Source organism: Ramlibacter sp. MAHUQ-53 (genome assembly GCF_052600055.1).
The window spans coordinates 23828-50338 of the sequence record NZ_JBQWTS010000009.1; the positions used below are offsets into that span (position 1 = coordinate 23828).

Annotated in this window: 23 protein-coding genes and 1 tRNA gene; 11 read left to right on the plus strand and 13 right to left on the minus strand. The window is 71.3% G+C overall.

All coding sequences use genetic code 11. The features are described 5' to 3' along the window. Window positions 1–9: 9 nt before the first annotated feature. Window positions 10–2091: a TonB-dependent receptor family protein gene (locus ACT80S_RS14085; protein ID WP_377417257.1), complete on the plus strand. Its 2082-nt coding sequence runs from the start codon at window positions 10–12 to the stop codon at window positions 2089–2091. A gap of 46 nt (window positions 2092–2137) precedes the next feature. Here the strand turns inward: ACT80S_RS14085 and ACT80S_RS14090 are convergent, their stop codons facing one another. Next, window positions 2138–3331, minus strand: coding sequence for an MFS transporter (locus ACT80S_RS14090; RefSeq protein WP_377416830.1), 1194 nt, complete (start codon window positions 3329–3331; stop codon window positions 2138–2140). Window positions 3332–3407: 76 nt separating this feature from the next. Further along, window positions 3408–3495: transfer RNA gene (locus ACT80S_RS14095), tRNA-Ser, on the minus strand. 111 nt (window positions 3496–3606) lie between these two features. Here ACT80S_RS14095 and ACT80S_RS14100 point away from each other — a divergent pair. Together ACT80S_RS14100 and ACT80S_RS14105 are read left to right on the plus strand one after the other, a co-directional pair. Further along, on the plus strand, window positions 3607–4467 hold the full coding sequence (locus tag ACT80S_RS14100; RefSeq protein ID WP_377416832.1) for a phosphate/phosphite/phosphonate ABC transporter substrate-binding protein: 861 nt from the start codon (window positions 3607–3609) through the stop codon (window positions 4465–4467). An 8-nt stretch (window positions 4468–4475) separates the two neighbouring features. After that, window positions 4476–7364 carry an EAL domain-containing protein gene (locus ACT80S_RS14105; RefSeq protein ID WP_377416834.1) on the plus strand — a complete coding sequence of 963 codons (2889 nt, stop codon included), beginning with the start codon at window positions 4476–4478 and terminating at the stop codon, window positions 7362–7364. Between the two features lie 7 nt (window positions 7365–7371). On the opposite strand, the gene ureG is transcribed toward ACT80S_RS14105, so the two are convergent. The 7 genes from ureG to ACT80S_RS14140 form a co-directional block, all read right to left on the minus strand. Then, window positions 7372–8016 carry an urease accessory protein UreG gene (ureG, locus tag ACT80S_RS14110; protein ID WP_377416836.1) on the minus strand — a complete coding sequence of 215 codons (645 nt, stop codon included), beginning with the start codon at window positions 8014–8016 and terminating at the stop codon, window positions 7372–7374. Next, complete coding sequence (locus ACT80S_RS14115) at window positions 8013–8744, minus strand: urease accessory protein UreF (RefSeq protein WP_377416838.1); 732 nt, start codon at window positions 8742–8744, stop codon at window positions 8013–8015. The genes ureG and ACT80S_RS14115 overlap by 4 nt, the downstream gene beginning before the upstream one ends. Continuing rightward, complete coding sequence (gene ureE, locus ACT80S_RS14120; protein WP_377417259.1) at window positions 8704–9354, minus strand: urease accessory protein UreE; 651 nt, start codon at window positions 9352–9354, stop codon at window positions 8704–8706. The genes ACT80S_RS14115 and ureE overlap by 41 nt, the downstream gene beginning before the upstream one ends. 92 nt (window positions 9355–9446) lie before the next feature. Continuing rightward, window positions 9447–11165: an urease subunit alpha gene (gene ureC, locus ACT80S_RS14125; protein ID WP_377416840.1), complete on the minus strand. Its 1719-nt coding sequence runs from the start codon at window positions 11163–11165 to the stop codon at window positions 9447–9449. After that, window positions 11162–11467 carry an urease subunit beta gene (locus ACT80S_RS14130; protein ID WP_377416842.1) on the minus strand — a complete coding sequence of 102 codons (306 nt, stop codon included), beginning with the start codon at window positions 11465–11467 and terminating at the stop codon, window positions 11162–11164. Before ACT80S_RS14130 ends, ureC begins: the two co-directional genes overlap by 4 nt. Then, window positions 11467–11643, minus strand: a complete 177-nt coding sequence (locus tag ACT80S_RS14135) for a hypothetical protein (RefSeq protein ID WP_377416844.1) — start codon at window positions 11641–11643, stop codon at window positions 11467–11469. Before ACT80S_RS14135 ends, ACT80S_RS14130 begins: the two co-directional genes overlap by 1 nt. A 16-nt stretch (window positions 11644–11659) precedes the next feature. Continuing rightward, on the minus strand, window positions 11660–11962 hold the full coding sequence (locus tag ACT80S_RS14140) for an urease subunit gamma (RefSeq protein ID WP_377416846.1): 303 nt from the start codon (window positions 11960–11962) through the stop codon (window positions 11660–11662). A 199-nt stretch (window positions 11963–12161) separates the two neighbouring features. On the opposite strand from ACT80S_RS14140, the gene ACT80S_RS14145 reads away from it, so the two are divergent. The 3 genes from ACT80S_RS14145 to ACT80S_RS14155 all read left to right on the plus strand — a co-directional run bounded on the left by ACT80S_RS14145 (window position 12162) and on the right by ACT80S_RS14155 (window position 17535). Next, window positions 12162–15542, plus strand: a complete 3381-nt coding sequence (locus ACT80S_RS14145) for a hybrid sensor histidine kinase/response regulator (RefSeq protein WP_377417260.1) — start codon at window positions 12162–12164, stop codon at window positions 15540–15542. Further along, entirely contained in the window at window positions 15539–16534 is a 996-nt protein-coding gene (locus ACT80S_RS14150) for a response regulator (protein WP_377416848.1), read from the plus strand. The genes ACT80S_RS14145 and ACT80S_RS14150 overlap by 4 nt, the downstream gene beginning before the upstream one ends. A gap of 83 nt (window positions 16535–16617) precedes the next feature. Beyond that, a complete protein-coding gene (locus ACT80S_RS14155) occupies window positions 16618–17535 on the plus strand; it encodes a hypothetical protein (RefSeq protein ID WP_377416850.1) in 918 nt (305 codons plus the stop codon). A 7-nt stretch (window positions 17536–17542) separates the two neighbouring features. Here the strand turns inward: ACT80S_RS14155 and ACT80S_RS14160 are convergent, their stop codons facing one another. After that, window positions 17543–18700 carry a glycosyltransferase gene (locus tag ACT80S_RS14160; protein WP_377416852.1) on the minus strand — a complete coding sequence of 386 codons (1158 nt, stop codon included), beginning with the start codon at window positions 18698–18700 and terminating at the stop codon, window positions 17543–17545. A 240-nt stretch (window positions 18701–18940) separates the two neighbouring features. Here ACT80S_RS14160 and urtA point away from each other — a divergent pair, with 240 nt between their 5' ends. The 5 genes from urtA to urtE all read left to right on the plus strand — a co-directional run bounded on the left by urtA (window position 18941) and on the right by urtE (window position 24605). After that, window positions 18941–20218 (plus strand): urea ABC transporter substrate-binding protein, encoded by a 1278-nt coding sequence (gene urtA, locus ACT80S_RS14165; protein ID WP_377416854.1) that lies wholly within the window; start codon window positions 18941–18943, stop codon window positions 20216–20218. Between the two features lie 106 nt (window positions 20219–20324). Then, window positions 20325–21893 (plus strand): urea ABC transporter permease subunit UrtB, encoded by a 1569-nt coding sequence (gene urtB, locus ACT80S_RS14170; RefSeq protein ID WP_377416856.1) that lies wholly within the window; start codon window positions 20325–20327, stop codon window positions 21891–21893. Then, window positions 21893–23020: an urea ABC transporter permease subunit UrtC gene (urtC, locus tag ACT80S_RS14175; protein ID WP_377416858.1), complete on the plus strand. Its 1128-nt coding sequence runs from the start codon at window positions 21893–21895 to the stop codon at window positions 23018–23020. The genes urtB and urtC overlap by 1 nt, the downstream gene beginning before the upstream one ends. Continuing rightward, window positions 23017–23886, plus strand: a complete 870-nt coding sequence (gene urtD, locus ACT80S_RS14180; RefSeq protein WP_377416860.1) for an urea ABC transporter ATP-binding protein UrtD — start codon at window positions 23017–23019, stop codon at window positions 23884–23886. The genes urtC and urtD overlap by 4 nt, the downstream gene beginning before the upstream one ends. 14 nt (window positions 23887–23900) lie before the next feature. Then, complete coding sequence (gene urtE / locus ACT80S_RS14185) at window positions 23901–24605, plus strand: urea ABC transporter ATP-binding subunit UrtE (RefSeq protein ID WP_377416862.1); 705 nt, start codon at window positions 23901–23903, stop codon at window positions 24603–24605. A gap of 29 nt (window positions 24606–24634) precedes the next feature. Here the strand turns inward: urtE and ACT80S_RS14190 are convergent, their stop codons facing one another. The 3 genes from ACT80S_RS14190 to ACT80S_RS14200 form a co-directional block, all read right to left on the minus strand. Beyond that, on the minus strand, window positions 24635–24865 hold the full coding sequence (locus tag ACT80S_RS14190) for a hypothetical protein (RefSeq protein WP_377416864.1): 231 nt from the start codon (window positions 24863–24865) through the stop codon (window positions 24635–24637). Window positions 24866–24869: 4 nt separating this feature from the next. After that, window positions 24870–25484 (minus strand): hypothetical protein, encoded by a 615-nt coding sequence (locus tag ACT80S_RS14195; RefSeq protein ID WP_377416866.1) that lies wholly within the window; start codon window positions 25482–25484, stop codon window positions 24870–24872. A 166-nt stretch (window positions 25485–25650) separates the two neighbouring features. Continuing rightward, complete coding sequence (locus ACT80S_RS14200) at window positions 25651–26481, minus strand: urease accessory protein UreD (RefSeq protein ID WP_377416868.1); 831 nt, start codon at window positions 26479–26481, stop codon at window positions 25651–25653. Window positions 26482–26511 lie beyond the last annotated feature (30 nt).

Sequence of the window (26511 nt, forward strand, 5' to 3'; positions counted from 1 at the left end):
CCCTTGGCCGTGAAGCACCACCTCCTGGCCGGCGCCGCCGCGACGGCGACCGCGCTGGCCGCCCAGGCGCAGACCGCGCCGGCGCCCACCCTGCCCGAGGTGGCGGTGCAGGCCGGCCGCCTCGAGCTGCGCGCCTTCGACACCCCGGGTTCGGTCCACGTGGTCGACGAGGCGGCGATCCGCGCCGCCGGCCCGCAGGTGAACCTCTCCGAGGCGCTGGCGGGCGTGCCGGGCGTGGTCTCGCTCAATCGCAACAACTACGCGCAGGACCTGCAGGTCTCCATCCGCGGCTTCGGCGCGCGCGCCGCCTTCGGCCTGCGCGGGCTGCGCCTGGTGGTCGACGGCATTCCCGCCAGCACGCCCGACGGCCAAGGGCAGGCCTCCACCGTGGCCCTGTCCTCGGCGGGCCGCATCGAGGTCCTCGCCGGGCCGCTGGCCCAGATCCACGGCAACGCCTCGGGCGGGGTGATCCAGGCGTTCACCCGCGAGGCGGGCGCGCAGCCCGAGGGGCAGGCGCAGGCCACCCAGGGGTCCTTCGGCCTGCGCCGCTCGGATTGGCAGGCCAGCGGGCGCGCGGGCCCCGGGGGCAGGGTCGGCATCGTGGCCGACTTCAGCGAGTTCGAGACCGACGGCTGGCGTGACAACAGCGCGGCACGCCGCCGCCACTTCAACGGCGTGGTCACCGTCGACGCGCAACCCGGCACGCGGGTGCGGCTGGTGGCCAATCTCTTCGACATGCCGCTGGCGCAGGACCCGCTGGGCCTGACCGCCTCGCAGCTGGCCACTCCCTCCGCCGCGGGCACGAACGCGGTGGCCCGGGCCACCCGCAAGGTGGTCTCGCAGGAGCAGCTCGGCGCGGTGGTCGAGCACCGCCTCTCGTCCTCGCTGCGGCTGCAGGGGCGGGTCTACGGCGGCGAGCGGGAGAACCTGCAGTTCCAGGCCGGCAACACCTGGGTGGGCCTGGCCCGCCGCTTCGACGGCGTCGGCCTGCAGCTCGATGGCAAGGCGCGCCTGGGCGGCGACACCGCGGTGGACTGGGTGGCCGGCTTCGACCGCGAGCGCGCCGGCGAGCAGCGCCAGGGCGGCCCGGCCGCGGCCGGCGAGAAGACCGGTGCCATCGACCGCAACGAATGGAACCAGTCCGGCAACCGCGACGTCTTCGTCCAGGCCCACTGGCGGCTCGGCGGGCACTGGACCCTCACCACCGGCGCGCGCCGCAGCGACGTCACGCTGCGCAGTCGCGACGACTACCTGGCCGACGGCCGTGACGGCTCGGGCTCGGTGCGCCATCGCGCCACGCAGCCGGTGCTGGGCCTGACCTGGCATGCCACCGACACGCTGAACCTCTATGTGAACCACGGCAAGGGCTTCGAGACGCCGACGCTGGCCGAGGCGGCCTACACCGTCGCCGGCACCGCGGTGGTGGGCAGCTTCAACACGCGCCTGGCCGCGGCGCGCAGCCGGCACCTGGAGGCCGGCGCGAAGTGGGCCGCCGCGCCGGCGACCCGCCTGGACCTGGCCGTCTTCCGCATCGACACCGAGGACGAGATCGTCTCCGCCCTGTCCGCCGGCGGCCGCACGGCCTTCGCCAATGCCACCAGCACCGTGCGCCAGGGCCTGGAGGCCTCGCTGCGCCAGGCCTGGTCGCCGCACTGGCGCGCCCTGGCCTCGGCCAGCCTGATCCGCGCGACCTACGACACCGCCTTCTCCGGCGTGCCGGCGGGCAACCGGCTGCCGGGCGTGCCGGCGCGGCAGGCCTTCGGTTCATTGCAGTGGTCGCAGCGCGGCCTGCCGGTGTCCGGCAAGCCGCCGGCGGGCCTGGAGGCGGCGCTGGACTGGACCGGCCGCTCCCGCCTGTGGGCCAACGACGCCAACACCGCGAGCGCACCCGGCCACGGCCTGCTGAACCTGCGGATGCGCCACCGCTGGCAGGTGGACGCGGCCAGCGTCGAGGCCTTCGGCGGCATCGACAACCTGGCCGACCGCCGCACCATCGGCTCGGTGATCGTGAACCAGGCCAGCGGCGGCTTCTATGAGCCGGGGCTGCCGCGTTCGTGGGTGCTGGGGGTGCAGGTCAAGGTGCCGCTCTGAGCCTGCGGGCGCCCGGGCCGGCGTGCCGGCCGGCGCCTCCGGTCCGCTAGCGGGCCTCGCCCGGCGCTGCGGCCGTCCCGGGCGGCACGGGCGTGCCCGGCAGGAGGCTCACCACCGCGAGGGTGATGCATGAAGTGCCCGCCATGACCCAGATCAGGGTGCTGAAGCCGGCCGCCTTGACGATGGGGCCGATCAGCCACACCGCCAGTGAGCTGGCGCCCAGGGCCACGGCGAGCCGCATGCCGGAGACGCGCGAGCGCATCGCATCGTCCACGTACCGCACGACCATCGCGTCGGTGAACGGGACCGCCCCGAAGATGGCCGCCATGAACAGCAGCTGCGCGAAGTAGAAGGCCCACCCGTGCGTGGCGTTGGCCAGCAGCAGGGCCACCAGCTGGACGACGATCACGCTGCGGTACAGCGTCTTCAGGGCCACCTTGTCCAGCAGGTGTCCCACCAGCAGCTGGGTCAGTGAGGCCAGCACGTATACCGCCGCGAGGAACAGCCCGATGCGCGCCGGGTCCTGCGAGACCTGGGCGAACTTGTCCGCCAGCAGCTCGTAGTTGCTGCTCGTGGAGAAGTTGAACAGCATGCTGCCGCTGGTGGCGGCGATCGTCATGACCATCAGCAGCCGGGCGATCGAGAGGCCCGGGTGCGCGCCTGCGGCGGCCTTCTTCCTGGCGGGGGCCATCGCCTCGCGGGGGGCGCAGGCGGCGAAGGCGAGGCCGCACAGGATGCTGGCCACGCCCGGGATCACGAAGGCCATCCGCCAGCCCCAGTACTTGATGAACAGCCCCGTCACCGCCGCTGCCAGGGCCAGGCCCAGGTTGCCGGCCAGGCCGTTCACGCCGATCGTCCAGCCGGGGCGGGCCGCGCCCTGCACCAGCATGGGAATGCCCACCGGGTGGTAGATGGAGGCCGCGCACCCCAGGACCGCCAGGGCCACGGCCAGCTGCAGCGGGGTCGTCGTCAACGCCACCAGGATCGACGCCAGCCCGATGCCCACGAAGAAGACGATCATCATCTGGCGGCGGCCCCACAGGTCCCCCAGGCGGCCCGCCGGCAGCGAGCCCAGCCCGAAGAAGAAGAACGCCGCCACGCTGTAGGGCATGAGGTCTTCCCAGCGCGCCACCCCGAAGTCCCTGGCGATGGAGGTGACGGCCGTGGCGAATATCAGCAGGAACATGTGGTCCAGGGCGTGACCGATGTTCAGCAGGAGCGTCGTGGGCTTGTTGTGCATGCCCGGATGGTGCCCTACCACCGGCTGGCTCCGCTGTCGCCTGAAGCCACCGGGGGATGGCGACCGAGGCGGCGCCTGGCGGAGGCGGTGAGATTCGAACTCACGAACGGTTGCCCGTTGCCGGTTTTCAAGACCGGTGCAATCGACCACTCTGCCACGCCTCCGTGGTGACCCTGATTCTAGATCGTTGGATAAGGGCCCCGAAGGCAGGCGATTTCCCTGGATCGTCTGCAGATAAGGAGGCATAAAATGCCCAAAATATCCTCGTGCGCCGCATGACTTTCATTCGCAAACTCGCTGCCGGCCTGGCCTGCCTGGCCGCCCTGTCCCTGGCTTCGCTGCCCGCCCGGGCGCAGGCGCCGGCCGCCACCTACCACTTCTCCCCGGTCAACCAGCACAGCCTGCAGTTGTCGGCGAGCTACTGGAACCCCATCCTCGAGTACGTCTCCCAGCGCAGCGGGGTGACGCTGCAGCTCAAGCTGGGGCGGACCTCGGCCGAGACCACCGCCCTGGTGCTGGCCGGCGAGTCCGATTTCGCCTTCACCAACCACCTGTTCAGCCCCGAGCGCGCCAAGCTCGGCTGGAAGGTGTTCGGCCGCCGCAACGCGCCGCCGGTGTCGGGCCAGATCATCGTGCCCGACGAGTCCCCCATCCGGACCCTGGCCGACCTCGGCGACAAGGACATCGCCTTCCCCGGCCCCGAAGCCCTGGTGGCCTACAAGGTCACCTACGCCCAGCTGCTGGAGCGCCGCATCCCGGCGCGCGCCGTGTTCGCCGGCAACCTCGACGCGGCGTTCACCCAGCTGGTCTCCGGCCGCACCGCGGCCATGGGGACCAACTCGCAGATGGTGGCCGAGTACGCCGCGCGGGAGAACCGCAAGTTCCGCGTGCTGTGGTCGTCCGCCCCCTTCAGCGACCTGGCGCTCATGGCGTCCCCGCGCGTGCCCGATGCGCAGGTGCAGGCCGTGGCCCGCGCCTTCCTGGGCATGCACCGCGACCCCGAGGGCCGCCAGGTGCTGGAAGCCTCGGCCCGCGTGATCCAGGCCAAGGACCCGGTCTCCTTCGTCGCGGCCACCGACGCCGACTACGCCTCGTACCGCGACTTCTACCGCACCGCCCCGGCGGCGCTGCGCTGACCCGACCGATGACCGCCCGCGCCTCGCCAGCGCCCCGGAACTTCCGGGCCTGGATGCCGCAGTCGCTGGCGTCACGGGTGTTCCTGCTTTACGGCCTGAGCATCCTCATCGCGGCCCTGGGCGCGCTGGGGCTGATCACCTACCAGCAGTTCACGCAGCACATCGAGGACAACCAGCAATCGGTCGTGAAGCTGGCCGAGGTCTCGATGCAGCCGATCACCGAGAGCGCGCTGATCGGCGACTTCGACACCATCCAGCGGCTGCTCGATCGCATCGTGACCAGTTCGCCCCTGCGCGAGGCGGTCTACTCGGACAAGGCCGGCGGCCGCATCCGGGCCGAAGACCGCGCGCTGCCGCGCGCGCCGGCCTGGCTGACCGGCCTGGTGGCCGAGCGCATGCCGGACCTGCGCCGCGAGGTCAGCGTGGGCGGACGCAACTACGGCGTGCTGGAGCTTCGCTTCAACGCCCGCCAGATCGCCGGAGACCTGTGGGCACTGTCCCTGCAGACGGCGGCCCTGATCTTCTTCGGCCTGGGCGCGGGCCTGCTGGTGATGCGCCTGGCCCTGCGCCGCTGGCTGCAGAACCTGGACCGGCTCCACGTGTACGAGGAGCAGGTGCTGGCCGGCGCGATCGACGCGCAGGCCGCGCTCTCCGATGACGCGCCGCTGGAGATCCGCCGCGCGGTCGACGTGATCAACCGCACCGCCGGCAGCCTGCGCGCCCAGTTCGGCCAGCGCATCGACTCGCTGATGCACGCGCTGATCCAGCACAAGAAGGCGATGGACGAGGCCACCATCGTCTGCGAGCTCGACCCCGAGGGGCGGCTGGTCTATGCCAACGACCGCTTCGTCGCCGCCGTCGGCCTGCCGCGCGCCGCGCTCCTGGGCCAGCGCCTGCAGGACGCTGAGGGCCGCGACTGGCAGCCCTCCGGCAGCACCTGGCACGGCGAGGTGGCGGTGGTCGACGCGATGAGCCGGCGCCGCTGGCACCGCCGCAGCATCGTGCCGATCTTCGGCGCCGACCACCTGCAGGTGGAGAAGTACATCTGCATCGACATCGACGTCACCGTGCAGAAGACCTCCGAGCGCGAGCTGATCGACCAGGTGCGCCGGCAGAACATGATCACCACCTTCGGCCAGAAGGCCCTGGGCGGCGACGATGTCTCGGGCCTGCAGCAGCTGGCGCTGGAGCTGGTGTGCAGCGGCCTGCACGTGGACCACGCGGCGCTGCTGGTGCAGGGGCCGAACGATCCCGCGCCCCGCGTCGAGGCCGGCATGGGCTGGGAGGAAGGCTGGGTCGGCGTGCCGGCCGCCCTCGAGGGCGACCCGCCGCGCCTGGCGCCGCCGCCGCGCCTGCTGGAGGCCCATGGCGTGCGCGGCCTGCTGGTGCAGCAGGGCGAGGCCGACGCCTCCTCGGGCCTGCGCTTCGCCCTGGTGGCGGCCACGCCGCAACCGCGCGCCTTCCGCAACGCCGACCGCGACTTCCTGCGCAGCCTGGTGCACGTGCTCTCGGCGGCCAGGGAGCGGCACCACACCCGCGAGCACCTCACCTACCTGGCGCAGTTCGACGCGCTCACCGGCCTGCCCAATCGACGCCTCCTGCTCGAGCGCCTCGACCTGGCGCTGGAGGCCGCCCCCGCACAGGACACGCGCCTGTGCCTGATGTACCTGGACCTGGACCACTTCAAGCTGGTCAACGACACCCTGGGCCACGAGGCCGGCGACCTGCTGCTGGTGCAGGCCGCCCACCGCATGGTCTCCTGCCTGCGCGCCGGCGACACGGTGGCGCGCCTGTCGGGGGACGAGTTCGCCGTCCTCCTCACCGGCCTGCAAAGCCCGGGCGACGCCGAGCGCGTCGCGCGCAAGCTGATCTCGCAGCTGGGCCAGCCCTTCGACCTCGACGGGCGCGAGGCCTTCATCTCCGCCAGCGTCGGCGCCGCCCTCTCGCCGGACCACGGCGTCGAGGCCGCCACGCTGGTGCGCCGCGCCGACCGCGCGATGTACGCCGCCAAGGCGGCGGGCCGCAACGCCTTCGAGTTCTTCACCGAGGAGATGAGCGCCCAGGCCTCCGACCGCCTGGCCGTGCAGACCCAGTTGCGCGCCGCGCTGGAGCGCGAGGAGTTCTTCCTGGAATACCAGCCGAAGGTGGACCTCTCCACCGGCGGCATCTGCGGCTTCGAGGCGCTGCTGCGGTGGCGGCACCCGGCGCGCGGGCTGGTCAGCCCCGCGGAGTTCATCCCCGTGCTCGAGGACACCGGCATGATCCTCGGCGTGGGCGAGTGGGTGATGCGCGCGGTGGCCCGCCAGATCCTGGACTGGCAGGCCCAGGGGCTGAAGGTGCCGCGGGTGGCGGTGAACCTGTCGGCCCGCCAGTTCTCCTCCGGCGAGCTCGATGGCCAGGTGCGCGCGGTGCTCGCGGACACCGGCATCGACCCCTCGCTGCTGGAGTTCGAGCTGACCGAGTCGATGCTGATGCGCGACCCGGCGCAATCGACCGAGCAGCTCCAGCGGTTCCGCGGCTACGGGCTGCGGCTGTCGGTGGACGACTTCGGCACGGGCTACTCCAGCCTCTCCTACCTGAGCCGCTTCCCGCTCGACGCGCTCAAGGTGGACCGGGCCTTCGTCAGCGACCTGGCCACCAACCCGGACGATGCCGCCATCGCCCGCGCGGTGATCGGCCTGGCGCACAGCCTGCAGCTCAAGGTGGTGGCCGAGGGCGTGGAGACGACCGAGCAGCTGGACATCCTCGCGCGCCGCGGCTGCGACGAGATCCAGGGCTTCTACTTCTCGCGGCCGGTGGCGCCCGAGGCGTGCGCGGCCATGATGCGCGAGGGCCGGCGCCTGCACCGGCAGGCCGACGGCAGCTGGCGCGTCGAGGCGGTCCGGGCCACGGCCTGACCTGGCCTCAGGCCGCGACGAGCAGGCCCTTGCGCTCGATGAAGGCGATCACCTGCGCCAGCCCGTCCTGCGTCTTGAGGTTCGTCATGACGTAGGGCTTGCCCTGGCGCATGCGCTGGGTGTCGGCCTCCATCACCGCCAGGTCGGCGCCCACGTGCGGGGCGAGGTCGGTCTTGTTGATCACGAACAGGTCGCTCTTGGTGATGCCGGGGCCGCCCTTGCGGGGGATCTTCTCGCCGGCCGCCACGTCGATCACGTAGACCGTGAGGTCGCTCAGCTCGGGGCTGAAGGTGGCCGCCAGGTTGTCGCCGCCGGACTCGACGAAGACGATGTCGGCATCCGGGAACTGCTCCAGCATCCGGTCGATGGCCTCGAGGTTGATCGAGGCGTCCTCGCGGATCGCGGTGTGCGGGCAGCCGCCGGTCTCCACGCCCATGATGCGCTCGGCCGGCAGCGCGCCGCTCACGGTGAGGAGGCGCTGGTCCTCCTTGGTGTAGATGTCGTTGGTGATGGCCACCAGGTCCCAGGTCTCGCGCATGGCCTTGCACAGCATCTCGAGCAGGGTGGTCTTGCCCGAGCCCACGGGCCCGCCGATGCCCACGCGCAGGGGCGGCAGTTTCTTGGTGCGGTTGGCGATGTGGTGCAGGCTCATGATCGGAAAAGGCGGGAGTACTGGTGTTCATGCCGGGCCGAGAGGATGGCCAGCATGGGGGAGAAGGCCTGCCGGTCCCCGTCGCCCAGGCAGAGGGCGAGGTCGACGGCGGGCGGGATTTCACGGGCGAGGCGCGCGAGGATGCGTTGCCCCGCGCTCTGGCCCAGGGGGACGGACTTGATCGCCGCCTGCATCATGTTCTCGGCCCAGCCGAAGGCGTAGGCCAGCACGATGGGGCGCACGCCGGCGCCGCTGGCGCTGGCGGCCAGCGCCCAGGCCACGGGGTAGGTCAGGCGGCCCGCGGCGGCCGCGCGCGCGGCGAGGTCGGGGCGCACGGACTTGAGCCACTCCACCAGGGAGCGGCCCATCTGCTCGGCCTGCAGGCGCAGCTCGGAGGTCTCGCGGGTGCGCAGGCACCAGTCGTCCAGCGCGCGCACGCGGTCCGTGTCGTCGGCCCGCCAGGCCGCCACGGCCTGGGCCACGACGGCGAAGTCGGCGCGCGCCAGGGCCAGGTGCAGCTGGTCGGCCAGCCAGTCGGCGGCGGTGGCCTCGCTGGCCACGCGGCCGGCATCGACCGCGGCCTCCAGGCCCTCGGAGTAGGAGAAGCCGCCCACCGGCAAGGCGGGCGAGGCGAGCCACATCAGCTGCAGCAGCGCGGCGTCGCCGGGCAGGGGCTCGGGCTTCGGCTCAATGCGGGTGCTGGTGTCCATGGCCGTGGGTGTGGTCATGGCCGTCGTCATGCTCATGGTCACAGGGGGCGTGGTCGCCATGGGTGTGCGAGGGCTCGTGGGCGTGCTTGTGACCGTGGTCATGGTCATGGTCATGGTCACTGGCATGTCCGTGGCCGTGCGAATGACCGTGGCCGTGCGAGTGCCCGCCATGGCCGCTGCCGTAGGCGCCGCCTTCGGGCTCGAAGGCCTCGCGGGCCTCGCGCACGATCAGGTGCATGGACCGCAGCATGTCGGCCAGCACGTGGTCGGGTTCGATCTTGAGGTGGTCCGGCCGCAGCTCGATCGGCACATGGCGGTTGCCCAGGTGGTAGGCCGCGCGGGTCAGGTCGAAGGGGCTGCCGTGCGCGGTGCAGTGGGTGATCACCAGCACCGGCTGCGGTGCGGCGACCACGCGCACCAGCGAGCCGTCTTCGGCCACCAGCACGTCGCCGCCGCGCACCGCGGTGCCGCGGGGCAGGAACACGCCGAGCTGGCGGCCCTGCGAGTCGGTGCAGTCGAAGCGGCTTTTCTGGCGCACGTCCCAGTCGAGTTCTACGGTGGCGGCGCGCTTGAGGAGGACGGAGGCCAGGCCGTGGCCGCCGGCCAGGACCTTGCCCACGGTGAGGATGTGGCTCATGGATCGGATTCGAAGGTGGAAGGGGCGGGGCCCCCACCACGTCGGATGCTGGGGGCGAGCCCGTATTCTGGGCCCGGCGCCCGTCAGAACAGGAAGTAGCGCTGCGCCATCGGCAGCACCTTGGCCGGCTCGCACGTGAGCAGCTCACCGTCGGCGCGCACCGCGTAGGTCTGGGCGTCGATCTCCATCTTCGGCAGCCAGGCGTTGTGCACCATGTGCTGCTTGCGCACGCGGCGGATGTCCTTCGCCGCGCTCACCACCTTGGACAGGCCGTACTGCTGCGGCAGGCCGGCGTCGAGCGCGGCCTGCGAGACGAAGGTGATGGACGACTTCGCCAGCGAGCCGCCGTAGCTGCCGAACATCGGCCGGAAATGCACCGGCTGCGGCGTCGGGATCGAGGCGTTCGGGTCGCCCATGGCGGCCATCGCGATGCTGCCGCCCTTGAGGATCACCGAGGGCTTGATGCCGAAGAAGGCCGGCTTCCAGATCACCAGGTCGGCCCACTTGCCGGGTTCGATGCTGCCCACCTCGTGGCTGATGCCGTGCGCGATGGCGGGGTTGATCGTGTACTTGGCCACGTAGCGCTTGGCGCGCGCGTTGTCGTGGCGGTCGGTGTCGCCGGGCAGCTTGCCGCGCTGGACCTTCATCTTGTGCGCGGTCTGCCAGCAGCGCAGGATCACCTCGCCCACGCGGCCCATGGCCTGCGAGTCGGAGGAGAACATGCTGATGGCGCCCAGGTCATGCAGGATGTCCTCGGCCGCGATGGTCTCCTTGCGGATGCGGCTCTCGGCGAAGGCCAGGTCCTCGGGGATGGCCGGGTCCAGGTGGTGGCACACCATCAGCATGTCGACATGCTCGTCGAGCGTGTTGACGGTGTAGGGCATCGTCGGGTTGGTCGAGGAGGGCAGGAAGTTCGCCTCGCCCACCACGCGCAGGATGTCCGGCGCGTGTCCGCCGCCCGCGCCCTCGGTGTGGAAGGCGCAGATGCCGCGGCCTTTCGTGGCGCCGATGGTGTCCTCCACGAAGCCCGACTCGTTCAGCGTGTCGGAGTGCAGGGCCACCTGGATGTCCATCTCGTCGGCCACGTCCAGGCAGTTGCTGATGGCGCTGGGCGTGCTGCCCCAGTCCTCGTGCAGCTTCAGGCCGATGGCGCCGGCGGCGATCTGCTCGCGCAGCGCCTGGGGCTGGCTGGCGTTGCCCTTGCCCATGAAGCCCAGGTTCATCGGGAACGCGTCGGCCGCCTGCAGCATGCGCTCCATGTGCCAGGGGCCGGGCGTGCAGGTGGTGGCGAAGGTGCCGGTGGCCGGGCCGGTGCCGCCGCCGAACATGGTGGTCACGCCCGAGGCCAGCGCCTCCTCGATCTGCTGCGGGCAGATGAAGTGGATGTGGCTGTCGATGCCGCCGGCGGTGACGATGCTGCCCTCGCACGAGATGATCTCCGTGCCCGGGCCGATGATGATGTCCACGCCCGGCTGGGTGTCGGGGTTTCCGGCCTTGCCGATGGCCACGATGCGCCCGCCCTTGAGGCCGATGTCGGCCTTGACGATGCCCCAGTGGTCCACGACCAGCGCGTTGGTCAGCACCGTGTCCATGGCGCCCTCGGCGCGGCTTCGCTGGCTCTGGGCCATGCCGTCGCGGATGGTCTTGCCGCCGCCGAACTTCACCTCCTCGCCGTAGCCGCCGGCGCGCAGGGTGTAGTCCTCCTCGACCTCCAGGACCAGGTCGGTATCCGCGAGGCGGACGCGGTCGCCCTTGGTGGGCCCGAACATTTCCGCGTAGGCGCGGCGCGAGATTCTGCTCATAGGGTTCCTTGCACCAGGCCGCGGAAGCCGACCACCACACGGTCGCCCGCGAACTCCACCAGTTCGACGGTGCGCTGCTGGCCCGGCTCGAAGCGCACGGCCGTGCCGGAGGCGATGTTCAGGCGCATGCCGCGGGCGGCGTCGCGGTCGAAGGCGAGCGCGGCGTTGGTTTCGGCGAAGTGGTAGTGGGAGCCGACCTGGATCGGCCGGTCGGCGGTGTTGCGCACCACGACCGTCGACGTGCGCCGGCCGGGGTTGAGGGCGTGGTCGCCGTCCTCGACGAGGAGTTCGCCCGGGGTCATCACTTGCCGCCGCGGGTGAACCACCAGGCCAGGCCGGCGAAGCCCACGGCCAGCAGCAGGCCGAGCGTGTCGGTGGCATGCCAGTGGCTGGCGCCGGCGATGCCGTGGCCCTCGTGGGCGAAGGCGGCGGTGGTCGCGGCCAGCGTGGCCGCGGCGAGGGTCAGTTGCTTGTTCATTCGGGGGCTCGGCTTCTCAAACGATCGGCTGGTGGACGGTGACCAGCTTGGTCCCGTCGGGGAAGGTGGCCTCGACCTGGATGTCGGGGATCATCTCGGCCACGCCCTCCATCACGTCGTCGCGCGTGAGGACGCTGCGGCCTTCGCTCATGAGCTGCGCCACGGTCTTGCCGTCGCGCGCGCCCTCCATGACGGCGGCGGTGATCAGCGCGATCGCCTCGGGCACATTGAGCTTGAGTCCCCGGGCCTTGCGCCGCTCGGCCAGCAGGGCGGCGGTGAAGATCAGGAGCTTGTCTTTTTCGCGGGGCGTGAGGTCCATGGCAGTTCCGGGATAACCGGCGGATGGTATTGCAAGGGGTGTGCCTGCGCGTCCGCCCTATGGCGTATGGCGGGCGCGGTTTTTGCACCTGCGCCCCGTGCGCGAATCCATCCCGATCCACCCCGTGCCCGCCGACGACGCGCCCCAGCGCGTCGTCAAGGTGCGCCGCGACTACAACGCCTGGGTGGCCCGCGAGACCATGGAGGACTACGCGCTGCGCTATGCCCCGCAGCGGTTCCGGCGCTGGTCCGCCTTCCGCGTGGCCAACACCGCCTTCGGCGCCGCCTCCTTCCTGGTGCTGGAGGCGGTGGGCGCCACGCTGCTGGTGCAGTACGGGTTCGTCAACGCCTTCTGGGCCATCCTGGCCACCGGGCTGATCATCTTCCTGGCGGGGCTGCCGATCAGCGTCCATGCCGCCCGCTACGGCGTCGACATGGACCTGCTGACGCGCGGCGCCGGCTTCGGCTACATCGGCTCGACGATCACCTCGCTGATCTACGCCTCCTTCACCTTCATCTTCTTCGCGCTGGAGGCCGCGGTCATGGCCTACGCGCTGGAGCTGGCCCTGGACATCCCGCCGGCCTGGGGCTACCTGGTGTGCGCGCTGGTGGTCATCCCCCTGGTCACCCACGGCGTGTCCGCCATCAGCCGCCTGCAGGCCTGGACGCAGCCCCTGTGGCTGGTGATGCTGGTGGTGCCCTTCGCGTATGTGGTGGTGCGCGATCCTGGTGCGTTTTCCGGCGTCGTGCACTACGGTGGTGAGAAGTCTCCGGTGCCGGGATTCGATCTGCACTCGTTCGGTGCATCCCTGACCGTGGGCATCGCGCTCATCACCCAAATGGGGGAGCAGGCCGACTACCTGCGCTTCATGCCGGCGCGCACGGCGGCCAACCGGCGCGCCTGGTGGGCGGGCGTGCTGGCCGGCGGCCCGGGCTGGGTGGTGCTGGGCGTGGTCAAGATGCTCGGCGGCGCCCTGCTGGCGTACCTGGCGATCTCGCACATGGTGCCGCCCGAGCGCGCGGTGGACCCGAACCAGATGTACCTGGCCGCCTATGAATACGTCTTCCCGCACTACGGGTGGGCGGTGGCGGCGACCGCGCTGTTCGTCGTGGTCTCGCAGCTGAAGATCAACGTGACCAACGCCTACGCCGGCTCGCTGGCCTGGTCCAACTTCTTCTCGCGGGTCACGCACAGCCACCCGGGCCGGGTGGTGTGGGTGGTGTTCAACACCCTCATCGCCTTCATGCTGATGGAGATGAACGTGTTCCAGGCCCTCGGCGACGTGCTGGGCCTGTACGCCAACATCGCCATCGCCTGGTTCATGGCGGTGGTGGCCGACCTGGTGGTGAACAAGCCGCTGGGCCTGTCGCCCCGGGGCATCGAGTTCAAGCGCGCGCACCTGTGGGACATCAACCCGGTGGGCGTGGGCGCGATGGCCCTGGCCTCGGTGCTGTCCATCAGCGCCCACCTGGGCCTGTTCGGGCCGATGGCGCAGGCCTTCTCGGCGCTGATCGCGCTGGGCGTGGCCTTCTGCGCGGCGCCGCTGATCGCCTGGGCCACGCGGGGCCGCTACTACCTGGCGCGCCCCGCGTCGCCGCCGGCCCCCGGGGGCGGCGCCGGCGAGGAGGCGGGCACGCCCCTGTCCGCGGCCTTGCGCCGCTGCGTGGTCTGCGAGCGTGACTACGAGGCGCCCGACATGGCGCACTGCCCGGCCTACCAGGGCGCGATCTGCTCCCTGTGCTGCACCCTGGACGCGCGCTGCGGCGACCTGTGCAAGCCGCACGCGAACCTGGCCTCGCAGTGGCGGGCCGCGCTGCGCTGGCTGCTGCCGCGCGCCGCCTGGCCCTACCTGGAGACCGGCCTCGGCCACTTCCTGCTGCTGGCGATGGTGATCGCGCCGGTGCTGGCGGCCATCTTCGGGCTGCTCTATCACCAGGAGCTGCAGGCGCTGCAGGACCAGGCCGGCGGCCTCGCCGCGCCGTTCGAGGCCACCCTGCGCAATGGCTTCCTCAAGGCCTACCTGGCGCTGCTGGTGCTGGCCGGCATCGTCGCCTGGTGGCTGGTGCTGGCGCACAAGAGCCGGCAGGTGGCGCAGGAGGAATCCAACCGCCAGACGCACCTGCTGGTGCGCGAGATCGAGTCGCACCGCCAGACCGACGCGGCGCTGCAGCAGGCCCGCCACGCCGCCGAGCAGGCCAACCAGGCCAAGAGCCGCTACATCAGCGCCATCAGCCACGAGTTGCGCACGCCGCTGAACTCCATCCTCGGCTACGCCCAGCTGATGGGGGAGGACCCGGGCATCCCGCCGCACCGCCGCCAGGCCGTCAACGTGATCCGGCGCGGGGGCGAGCACCTGCTCTCGCTGATCGAAGGCACGCTGGACATCGCCCGCATCGAGGCGGGCAAGCTGCGGCTGGAGGTGGGGCCGATGCGCTTCGCCGACTGCCTGCACGAGATGGCCGGCCTGTTCGAGCTGCAGGCCTCGGGCAAGGGCCTGGCCTTCCGCTTCGAGGCCGAGGGCACGCTGCCCGAGGTGGTGCGGGCCGACGAGCGCCGGCTGCGGCAGATCCTGATCAACCTCCTGGGCAACGCCATCAAGTTCACCGCGCAGGGCAGCGTCACCTTCCGGGTGCGGCACGGGCGCGAGATGGCGCAGATCGACATCGAGGACACCGGGCCCGGCATGACCGCGCAGGAGATCGAGCGGGTGTTCGAGCCCTTCACCCGTGGCGCCGGGGCCGTCGAGGCGGGCCCCGCGCCCGGCGCGGGCCTGGGCCTGACCATCGCCAAGATGCTCACCGACCTCATGGGCGGCGAGCTCACCGTGGCCAGCACGCCGGGGCAGGGCACCACCTTCCGGGTCCGGCTGTTCCTGCCCGCGGTGCAGGATGCGCCCGCGCCCCGGCCGGTGCCGCAGGCGCGCCACGGCTACGAGGGCCCCCGCCGCCGCCTGCTGGTGGTGGACAACGAGGAGGCCGACCGCGAGCTGCTGGTGCAGCTGCTCGAGCCCCTGGGCTTCGAGCTGCGCACCGCCGCCAGCGGCCACGACGCGCTGGACCTGCTGGCCGCCGGCCTCGTGCCCGACGCCATCTTCATGGACCTGGCCATGCCCGGCATCGATGGCTGGGAAACCATCCGCCGCCTGCGCCGCATGGGGCCCCTGGCGGCCACCCGGGTGGCGGTGGTCTCGGCCAATGCCTTCGACAAGGGCCTGGAGAACGGCCTGGGCATCCGGCCGGAGGACTTCATCGTCAAGCCGGTGCGGCATGGCGAATTGCTGGACTGGCTGCAGCGCGAGCTCGGCCTGCGCTGGCTGGCCGCGCCGCCGCCGGTGGCGGCGGCTCCCGCACCCGTGTCGCAGGCCGCCACCCGGCCCGACGCCGCCGCCCTCGCCAGCCTGCGCGAGCTCGTGCAACTGGGCTACCTGCGCGGCATCCTGAACCGGCTCGCCGAGATCGAGGCGGCGCAGCCCGCCAGCCAGGCGTTCTGCGAGCAGATGCGCGCGCTGGCCCGCGGCTTCGAATTCGAGACCATGGCGCGCCGCCTCGACGAGGCCGCCGCCCAGGAGAACCCCGCGTGAACCCCTTCGCCGGCCCCGCCGCGGGCGATCCCCTGGACCGCAGCCACGCCGACGTGGTGCTGGTCGTCGACGACGTCCCCGACAACCTCGCCGTGCTGCACGACGCGCTGGACGAGAGCGGCTACACCGTGCTGGTGGCCACCAGCGGCGAGGCGGCGCTGCAGCGCGCTGCGCAGGCCGTGCCCGACATCGTGCTGCTCGACGCGGTGATGCCCGGCATCGACGGCTTCGAGGTCGCGCGCCGCCTCAAGGCCTCGCCGGCGACCGCGCACATTCCCATCATCTTCATGACCGGCCTGACCGAGACCGAGCACCTGGTCGCGGCGCTGGCGGCCGGCGGCGTGGACTACGTGACCAAGCCGATCAAGCCCAAGGAGGTGCTGGCCCGCATGGGCGTGCACCTGCAGGGCGCGCGGCTGGCACGGCAGACGCGCAACGCGCTCGATGCCTTCGGCTACGCCAGCCTCACCGTCCGCGCCAGCGATGGCCGCCTGATGTGGCAGACCCCGCTGGCGCGCGACCTGCTCGCGGGCTGGTTCGGCGAGGAGATGGCCTTGCGCCCGTCCCACGTGCCGCAGGCCGTGGCGGACTGGCTGCGGCGCCATGCGCCGCAGGCGGCGCACCAGGTGGAGCCGCCGCGCCTGCCCTTCGAGGCCGGGGCGCGCCGCCTCACCTTCCGGCTGCACCGCCAGACCGGGGACGACGAGGCGGGTGGCGAGTGGCTGATCGTCATGCGCGAGGAGTCGGACGCCGCGGTCATCGAGGCCATGAGCCTGTCCTTCGGCCTGACCGCGCGGGAGGCCGAGGTGCTGTACTGGGTGGCCAAGGGCAAGATCAACCGCGACATCGCCGACATCGTGGGCGCGAGCCCCGCCACGGTGAAGAAGCACCTGGAGCGGGTGTTCGCCAAGCTGGGCGTGGAGACGCGCACGGCGGCGGCGGGGATGGCGATGAACCGGATCCGGCAGGTGAATCCGCAGTTCGAGGGGTGAGGGCGGGGCAGGAACCGCTCAGCAGGACCGGGTACTACGAACCGCGCGCCGGGCGGTCCGGCGCAAGCCTCCGGAGTTTGCCCATGTCCTCGTTCGTCGAAGCCCTCGTTTCCCAACCCACCTACCCCGCGATCCGTTCCCTGGAGACGCAAGTCAATCAGTGGGACCGTGGGAAGGTCACCGCCCTGCGAGACGGGCTCTACCTGTTCCAGGCCCCTTCGCGCTCCATGCGCCTGCAGGCCTGCCTGAGCGGCCTGCCCCTGGTCGGATGCCTGGTGCCTTCTTGGCAGCGCGCCAAGGCCACCTGCAATGAGTACGACCAGCGCCTGTGCCATGTGAATGCGCTCCTGGTCGGCCAGCGCCAATTCCTGATGGCCGAATACGGCGGCGCCGACGCGCTGCGCCAGGTGATGCGGGGTGAGGGCACGATGGATGCGGCAGTCCGCCTCACCGGCCGGACCGTGGACGACTTCCGCCAGATCGCGGGCGCGGAAATGGCAACGGACGAATTGCTCCAGGTCCTGCGAGCCGTGGCCCGCTATCGCGAGGGCGCAGCCATATTCTTCGAACTGGCCGGGAATGTCGCCGAGTACGACAAGCCGTTCGATGACCCTGCGACCTTGCGCCTGTACACCCATGGCCTGATGAATCTCGCCCTGGAAACCCATGTCGTTGCGCATCGCAATGAGACGGCCGATGTGGTCGGCCCCCAGGAGCGGCGCGAACTGCGACCCGAGGTGCGCCGCGAACTGCTCGCTGGCTTCCGGGCCAGGCTGGCGCACGCACAGTGGACGGCGGCGGACGGCGCCCTTCTGCGTCTCCACCAGCCACGCGCCCTGACCCCGCGCGAAGTCGATCGGCTCTGCGAGGCCTACTTGGCTGACAAGGGCATGCTGGCCCGGGGAACCCGCCTTCGCACGGATCCCGAGCCGGTGATCTGGCACGCCCCCCGCGTGCAACCCCTCGACGTCGCCGGCCGCGACCACAAGCACAACGGCTGACGCCGCCTCACCTTGCCACCGCGCGCCGCGGTGGCCCTCCCTCTCCCCGCTCCCTCCTCCCGCTTCCTTCCCCACGCATCCCGGCTCGCGCGACCAACCCGGCCATCGCCTGCGCCGTCCCCTCCCACGAGGTCCGGCCCACCACCTGCGCCATCGCCTCGGCATGGCAGGCCTGTTCCGCCTCACTGCGCCCCAGCACCGCCTCGCACGCCAGCAGGAAATCATCCGGCGCGTTCGCGATCGACACCAGGTGGCCGTACGGCTCCGCCACATCGCGGATCGGCGTGCTCACCGCCGGCTTGCCGCAGGCCATGTACTCCAGGGTCTTGGTGGGGCTGATGAAGCGCGTGGCCTCGTTCAGCGCGAAGGGCAGGAGGCACAGGTCCCAGCCCGAGATGAAGGCCGGCAGGTCGTCGTAGGCCTGCTGCCCCAGCCAGGCGATATTGGTACGCTGGGGCAGGGTGGCCGGGTCGATCTTGACCACCGGCCCCACCATCACCAGCTGCCAGTCCGGGCGCGCGTCGGCCAGGAAGGCGATGAGGTCCAGGTCCACGCGCTCGTCGATCACGCCGGCCCAGCCCAGTCGCGGTCGGGGCAGGCCGGCCTGCAAGGGGTGGTCGCCCGCCGCCCGCGCGAAGTGGTCCGCATCCACGCTGCTGGGAAAGCAGTGCACGCTCGGATGCCGGTCCTTCTTTGCGTGGAACAGGCTGGGCCCGCCGGTGAAGACCAGGTCCGCCGCCTTGAACAACGCGCTCTCCCGCTGCAGCAACTGCCTGGGCGCGTGGCGGAACGCGCTGAGTTCGTCCATGCAGTCGTAGACCACCGCGCGGGGTGACAGGTCGGCCGCCAGCGGGTAGGCCATGGGCGTGTAGAACCAGGTGCGGTAGTCCTCGATGCGTGCCTCCCGCAGGGCCTGGCCCAGCATCGGCTGCAGGGTGGCGAGGTGGTCGTCGTGGAAGCCCGGCGCCGCTCCGGTCACGTGCGGCCGCCAGACCTGCACGCCGGCGCAGGGCGTGATCCGCTCCAGCCAGGCCCGCTCCGCGCACGCCACCGGTTCCTCCACGAACACCACGGGCCATCGCCGCGCCAGCCGCGACAGCAGGTGCTGCGGCCGCTGCCAGACGAAGTTCCAGCGCAGGTGCGAGAAGGCGACGAGGTGTTCCATGGCAAGTCCTCCGGACCGGCCCACTCTAAGCCGCGGTCCCTCGGCCATGGGGCGATCGGCCGGCGCGTCCGACACCGGTCAGCCTGTGCGCCTACAGCCAGGCCTGCCGGCCGTGTACGCCACGTGGCGTATTGGCCGGGACGGACCGGCTTCCTACGATGAGTCCCATCGATGCGAAAGGCCGCAACCGCAGCCGCAGCGCCGATCCGAATGTCTTCCAACCATCCCCCTGGAGTCCGCATGCAACGTCGCTTCACCCTCAAGGCCCTCGCCGCCGCCACCGCGCTGGGCGCGCTGGCCAGCGCCCCCGCCTTCGCCCAGTCGGGCGGCACCATCAAGGTCGGCATCCTCCACAGCCTGTCCGGCACGATGGCGATCTCCGAGACCGTCCTGAAGGACACCGCCCTGATGGCGATCGAGGAGATCAACGCCAAGGGCGGCGTGCTGGGCAAGAAGCTCGAGCCCGTCGTCGTCGACCCGGCCTCCAACTGGCCCCTGTTCGCCGAGAAGACCAAGCAGCTGCTCACGCAGGACAAGGTCGCGGTGATGTTCGGCTGCTGGACCTCGGTGTCCCGCAAGTCGGTGCTGCCCGTCGTCGAGGAGCTGAACGGCCTGCTGTTCTACCCCGTGCAGTACGAGGGCGAGGAGCTGTCCAAGAACGTGTTCTACACCGGCGCCGCGCCGAACCAGCAGGCCATCCCCGCGGTGGAATACCTGATGTCCAAGGAAGGCGGCGGCGCCAAGCGCTTCGTGCTCCTGGGCACCGACTACGTGTACCCCCGCACCACCAACAAGATCCTGCGCGCCTTCCTGAAGTCCAAGGGCGTGAAGGATTCGGACATCGACGAGAAGTACACCCCCTTCGGCCACAGCGACTACCAGACCATCGTCGCCGATATCAAGAAGTTCTCCGCCGGCGGCAAGACGGCTGTGATCTCCACCATCAACGGCGACTCCAACGTGCCGTTCTACAAGGAGCTGGGCAACGCCGGCCTCAAGGCCAAGGACGTGCCGGTGGTGGCCTTCTCCGTGGGCGAGGAGGAACTGCGCGGCGTCGACACCAAGCCGCTGGTGGGCCACCTGGCCGCCTGGAACTACTTCATGTCCGTGAAGAACCCGGCCAACGACGAGTTCACCAAGAAGTGGGCCGCCTACGCCAAGGCCAAGAACATCGCCGGCCACAAGGACAAGCCGCTGACCAACGACCCGATGGAAGCCACCTACATCGGCGTCTACATGTGGAAGCAGGCCGTCGAGAAGGCCAAGTCCACCGACGTGGACAAGGTCATCGCCGCGATGGGCGGCCAGACCTTCAAGGCTCCCTCCGGCTTCACCGCCAAGATGGACGAGAAGAACCACCACCTGCACAAGCCGGTGTTCATCGGCGAGGTCAAGGCCGACGGCCAGTTCAACGTCGTGTGGAAGACGCCCGGCCCGGTGAAGGCCAAGCCCTGGTCGCCCTTCATCGAAGGCAACGACAAGAAGAAGGACGAGCCGGACGGCAAGTCGAAGGTCTAAGACCCCCCGAAGCGGCTTCGCCGCCTCCCCCCAGGGGGCGGCGCGGCCGCTTGGGGCGGCCCGGCGCGGCGCGCCCCCGCGCGCAGTTCCTCATTCCTGATTCCCCATGCTCCGAATACTTGCCCTGTTGTTGGCGCTTTCGTCCGCCTGTGCGCACGCCCTCACCGCGGACGAAGCCCGGTCCATCGCCCTCGGCGAGGCCGACGCCCGCATCGCCGCCCTGAACAAGGCCGTCGCCACGGCCGACGACAAGACCGCCGCCTTCCTGCAGGCCCTGGCCGACGACGCGGTGAAGACCGCCGGCGACAAGGTCTTCATCGTCAAGGACGGCAAGGGCACCGACCCCGTCACCGGCCAGCCCGCCGAGGTCCCCGCCGATGCCGAGGACGTGGTCTCCAACAACCGCATGCGCGGCGAGATCGACACCGCCCTGGGCGCGATCCGTCTGTTCTCGCCCGACGAGAAGCTGCGCGCCGCCGCGGTGAAGGCCCTGGCCGCCGAGCCCGACGCCTCGCGCCTGCCCCTGATCGAGAAGGCGCTGCAGTCGGAGACCGTGGCTTCCATCCGGTCGCAGCTGGCCCTGGCCCGCGCGGCCCTCCTGCTTTCGAGCGAGGACCCGGTCCGCCGCGCCGAGGCCGCGAAGGCCCTGGCCGACAGCCGCGACCCGGCCACACGGACCCTGCTGCTCGAGAAGATCAAGGACGAGACCGATTCCGCCGCGAAGTCCGCGATGCAGGTCGCCCTGCGCTCGGTGGAGTCCTCGCTGGCCTGGGCCGACCGCGCCGGCCAGGTGTTCTCCGGCCTGAGCCTGGGCTCCATCCTGCTGCTGGTCGCCCTGGGCCTGGCCATCACCTACGGCCTCATGGGCGTGATCAACATGGCCCACGGCGAGCTGATGATGATCGGCGCCTATGCCACCTGGCTGGTGCAGGTCGCCTTCCGCAAGTACCTGCCCGGCGCGTTCGACTGGTACCTGGTGGCCGCCGTGCCCGTGGCCTTCCTGGCCTCGGCGGTGATGGGTGCGATCCTCGAGCGCAGCGTGATCCGCTTCCTCTACGGCCGCCCGCTGGAGACCCTGCTGGCCACCTGGGGCATCAGCCTGGTGCTGATGCAGCTCGTTCGCAGCGTCTTCGGCGCGCAGAACGTGGGCGTGGAGAACCCGAGCTGGATGTCCGGTGGCGTGGCCGTGATGGGCAGCCTGCAGCTGCCGTGGAACCGCATCGTCATCATCGGCTTCGCGCTGGCGGTGCTGGGCGGCATGGCCTGGCTGATCGCCCGCACCCGGCTGGGCCTGTTCGTGCGCGGCGTCACGCAGAACCGCCCCATCGCCTCCTGCATGGGCGTGAACACCGCCCGCATCGACACCTACGCCTTCGCCCTCGGATCGGGCATCGCCGGGCTCGCCGGCTGCGCCCTGAGCCAGGTCGGCAACGTCGGCCCGGACCTCGGCCAGAACTACATCGTGGACTCGTTCATGGTGGTGGTGCTGGGCGGCGTGGGCCAGCTCGCCGGCACGGTGTACGCCGCGCTGGGCCTGGGCATCCTGAACAAGTTCCTCGAAGGCTGGGCCGGTGCGGTCCTGGCCAAGATCGCCGTCCTCGTGTTCATCATCGTGTTCATCCAGAAACGCCCCCAGGGCATCTTCGCGGTCAAGGGCCGCAGCGCGGAGGCCTGATGCGTTCGCCCGACCTCTCTCCTTCGGTGCTGCTGCCCGCCCGCGCGCCCCTGCTGTCGCAGCGGGGCTGGGCCGCGTTCCTCGTCGCCCTGGTCGCGGTGTGCGCCGTCGCGCCGGCCCTGAACCTGCTGGTGCCCGAGGGCAGCCTGTTCCACCTGAGCGACTACGCCGTCGCCCTCGTCGGCAAGATCATGTGCTACGCCATCTGCGCGCTGGCCATGGACCTGATCTGGGGCTACACCGGCATCCTCTCGCTGGGCCACGGCCTGTTCTTCGCCCTGGGCGGCTACGTCATGGGCATGTACCTGATGCGGCAGATCGGCCGCGACGGCAACTACAAGAGCGACCTGCCGGATTTCATGGTGTTCCTGGACTGGAAGACCCTGCCCTGGCACTGGACCTTCTCCGACAGCTTCATCGCCACGCTGCTGCTGGTGGTGCTGGTGCCGGGCCTGATCGCCTTCATCTTCGGCTTCTTCGCCTTCCGCTCGCGGATCAAGGGCGTGTACTTCTCGATCATCACGCAGGCGATGACCTTCGCCGCGATGCTGCTGTTCTTCCGCAACGAGACGGGCTTCGGCGGCAACAACGGCTTCACCGACTTCAAGCGCATCCTGGGGATGCCCCTGGCCACGCCGACGATGCGCATGGCGCTGTTCGTGATGACGGGCCTGGCGCTCCTGGGCTTCTTCCTGTTCGCCCGCTGGCTGGTGAACGCCAAGTTCGGCCGCGTGCTGCAGGCGGTGCGCGACGCCGAGTCGCGGGTGATGTTCTCGGGCTACAACCCGATCGGCTACAAGCTCGCGATCTGGGTGATCTCCGCCGTCATGTGCGGCGTGGCCGGCGCGCTCTATGTGCCGCAGGTGGGCATCATCAACCCCGGCGAGATGAGCCCGGCCAACTCGATCGAGATCGCGGTGTGGGCTGCGGTGGGCGGCCGCGCCACGCTGCTGGGCCCCATCGTCGGCGCCTTCCTGGTGAACGGCGCCAAGAGCTGGCTCACCGTCACGGCGCCCGAGTTCTGGCTGTACTTCCTCGGGGCGCTGTTCATCGCCGTGACGCTGTTCATGCCCGAGGGCGTGGTCGGCCTCGCCAGGAAGCTGGCACGCAAGGGAGACAAGGCATGACGCCCGACCTGATGGACCTGGGCGCGCAGCGCATCGAGACGCGCATCCAGAAGAACGCGCGGGCCACCGCCGCCGGCGGCGACGCCGGCTTCGGCCGGGTGGCCGTGCCGGGCGAGGTGGACACCACCCACGGCCGCATCCTGTACCTGGAAGACGTGAGCGTGAGCTTCGACGGCTTCAGGGCGATCAACAAGCTCTCGCTGGACATCGCCCCCGGCGAGCTGCGCTGCATCATCGGCCCCAACGGCGCGGGCAAGACCACGATGATGGACATCATCACCGGCAAGACCCGGCCCGACGAGGGCACGGTGTTCTTCGGCTCCACCATCGACCTGCTTCGCTACAAGGAGGCCGAGATCGCCCAGCTGGGAATCGGCCGGAAGTTCCAGAAGCCCACGGTGTTCGAACAGCTCACCGTGTTCGAGAACCTGGAGCTGGCGCTCAAGACCGACAAGGGCGTGAAGGCCTCGATGTTCTTCCGCCTGGACTCGGCCCAGGGCGACCGCCTCGCCGAGGTGCTGCGCACCATCCACCTCGAGGCCAGCGTCAACCGCCTGGCCGGCACCCTGAGCCACGGCCAGAAGCAGTGGCTGGAGATCGGCATGCTGCTGATGCAGGACCCCAAGCTGCTGCTTCTGGATGAACCCGTGGCCGGCATGACCGACGAGGAGACGGCCCGCACGGCGGAACTGTTCCTCTCCCTCAAGGGCAAGCATTCGCTGATGGTGGTGGAGCACGACATGAGCTTCATCCGCACCATCTCCGACATCGTGACCGTGCTGTGCGACGGCTCGGTGCTGGCGCAGGGCACGCTGGACCAGGTCCAGGCCGACGAGCGCGTGATCGAGGTCTACCTGGGACGCTGACTCCCCACACACACATGCTCGAAGTCAAGGACATCAACCAGTACTACGGCGGCTCGCACATCCTGCGCAACGTCGGCCTCGAGGTCCCCGGCGGCCAGATCACCGTGCTCCTGGGGCGCAACGGCGTGGGCAAGACCACGCTGATGAAGTCGCTCATGGGGCTGGTGCCGATCAAGACCGGCAGCATTACCCTGGACGGCGAGGCCGTCCACGGCCTCACGCCCTACCAGCGCGCGCGCGCCGGCATCGGCTTTGTGCCGCAGGGGCGCGAGATCTTCGCCCGCCTCACGGTCGAAGAGAACCTGCGCATGGGGCTGGCGTACAAGCCGGCGTCGACCCCGATCCCCGAGCAGCTGTTCGCGCTGTTCCCGGTGCTCAAGCAGATGCTGCACCGCCGCGGCGGCGACCTCTCCGGCGGGCAGCAGCAGCAGCTGGCGATCGCCCGCGCGCTGGCGGCGCGGCCCCGGCTGATCATCCTGGACGAGCCCACCGAGGGCATCCAGCCCTCGATCATCAAGGACATCGGCCCCGTGCTGCGCACGCTGGCGGACGAAGGCCTGGAAGGCCAGCGCATGTCGGTGCTGCTGGTGGAGCAGTACTACGACTTCGCCGAGGAACTGGCCGACCACTACCTGGTGATGGAGCGCGGCGAGGTCATCGCCCGCGGGCCGGGCAGCGAGATGCCGGCCAAGGGCATCCGGCAGCTCGTCGCCATCTGAGGCGCTGCGGACGAATCCGCCGCGCCCGCTCAGGGCCTGCCCTTCACGCGCCGGAACTGCTCCTGGTTCACCCCGGAGTGCGCGCCGCGGTCGCCCCCCTCGGCCTCCTCGAAGCCGCCCGGCGGGGCCTCGCGCTCCCCCTGGTTGCCATAGGGCTGGCGGCCCCGGCCCTCGTCCCAGCTCACCTCGTTGCGAAAGCCGTGTTCCGCCTTCCCGGGCGGGCGCTGCTTTTGCGCGTTGGGCGTATCCCGGCGGGGCATGGCGCTACTCCTGGGTCTGGGCCGGCGCGTCGGGCGACTCGGGCGCCGGCGCTTCCATCGCGGGGTCAGGCTCCTGCGGCATCGGGGCCTGTTCCACGGATTCCGGCGGCGCGGCGGGGGTGGCCGGCGCGGCGGGGCCGCCCAGGGTGGCCGCGGGTTCGGGCGGCAGGGTCACCACGTACTCACGCAGCAGCCCGCCGCCGGCCACGCTGCCACTCAGGCCGGTGGCGCCCAGCACGCGCTCGCGGCAGGCGTCCTGGTCCACCGCCTCGCGGTGGGCGTTGCAGCGCGCCAGCGCGTTGGCCTGCAGGTCCCCCTGCGTCGTCAGCGCGCCGCGGCGGCGGTCGGCCTGGGCATGGCGGGCCTCGCGCAGGCAGGTGGCCCGGTCCTCGCCGGTGCGGCCCTCGCGGCAGGCCTGCACCTCCTGGCGGTAATCGCCCGAGCTGTCGAGGGCGCTGGTGTCGCCGTGGACGGCGGTCGAGGGCATGGCGGGCGGCGCGGCCTGCGCGCGCCGCGCGGCGGCGTCATGCGCGGCGGCGGCGGCCGGCCAGGCGAGCGCCGCGGCCAGCAGCCAGGCCGGTCCGTGGCCGGCCGGGGAGAGCAGGAGGAATCGGTGCATCGGTCGCCTTCCAGGTCATTGCGGGCCGCGCAGTCTAGGAAGCCGGCCATGGCGTGCTGCGCCGGAAGGCGGGTCGCATCCGGGCAGGCCGCGGGCGGGGGCGGCTGTAGGACGGGCGCGGTGGCCCCGGCCCGTCCGCGCGGCCCGGGGGGCGACGGTCAGGGCGTCACAGCGCCCAGGTGCGCGGCGGGTTGGCCGGCAGGCCCCACAGCGCCGGCCGCCACGCATTGCGCACGGCCTTGAGCAGTTGCATGGCCGGCTCCACCACCGGCGCCAGCACGCGCACCGCGACCACCCTCGGCCCCGGGGCGGTGGCCCCCGCGAACGCGCGCAGCGGGTGCGCCTCGATGACCTCGCGCGCCACGGCCAGGGCCTGTTCGCGGCGCTCGCGCCCGAGGTCGCTGCCGGCGGCGAGGAATAGCGTGGCGAGGCAGCGGTGCCCCGCCAGGCCCAGCGGGCCATCGAGCAGCCGGGCATCGGCGGCGTCGATGCGACCGCGCTCCAGCCAGCCGCCGGCCAGCTCGAGGTGCTGCTGCAGGCTGCCCGCGACGAAGGGCTGCCCGGACTCGGGCAGGCCCAGCGCGGTGATGTCCCAGCCGATGCACTCGGCGCCGGGCGCCAGGTCCAGCTCGAGCCGGTTCTCGGCGCGGCAGCCGCTGTAGCACAGGGCCTCCATCGGCAGCCACTCCAGCCGGGCGCCGGTCGCGAGGCGCAGGCGCACCTGCTGCACGGCGGCCTCGCCCTCGGAGCGGTAGAAACGCCCGGCCCCGGGCGTGGTGACGAGGCCGTGCGTGCCCTCGGCCGCGGTCACGGTGATGTCCAGCCGGTCGCCGGCGACCAGGCCCGAGGGCGGGTGCACCAGCACGTTGTGGCAGATCGCGTCGCCCTCGGGGTAGAGGCTCTGCAGGATGCGCAGCGGACCCTCGTGGCGGAACATCGCGACGCTGCGGGCGTCGCGACGGGTGTAGTCGAGTTCCAGGCGGGCGTGCCAAGTCATGGCTGCGGAGTGTACGGGCCGCGCAACGCG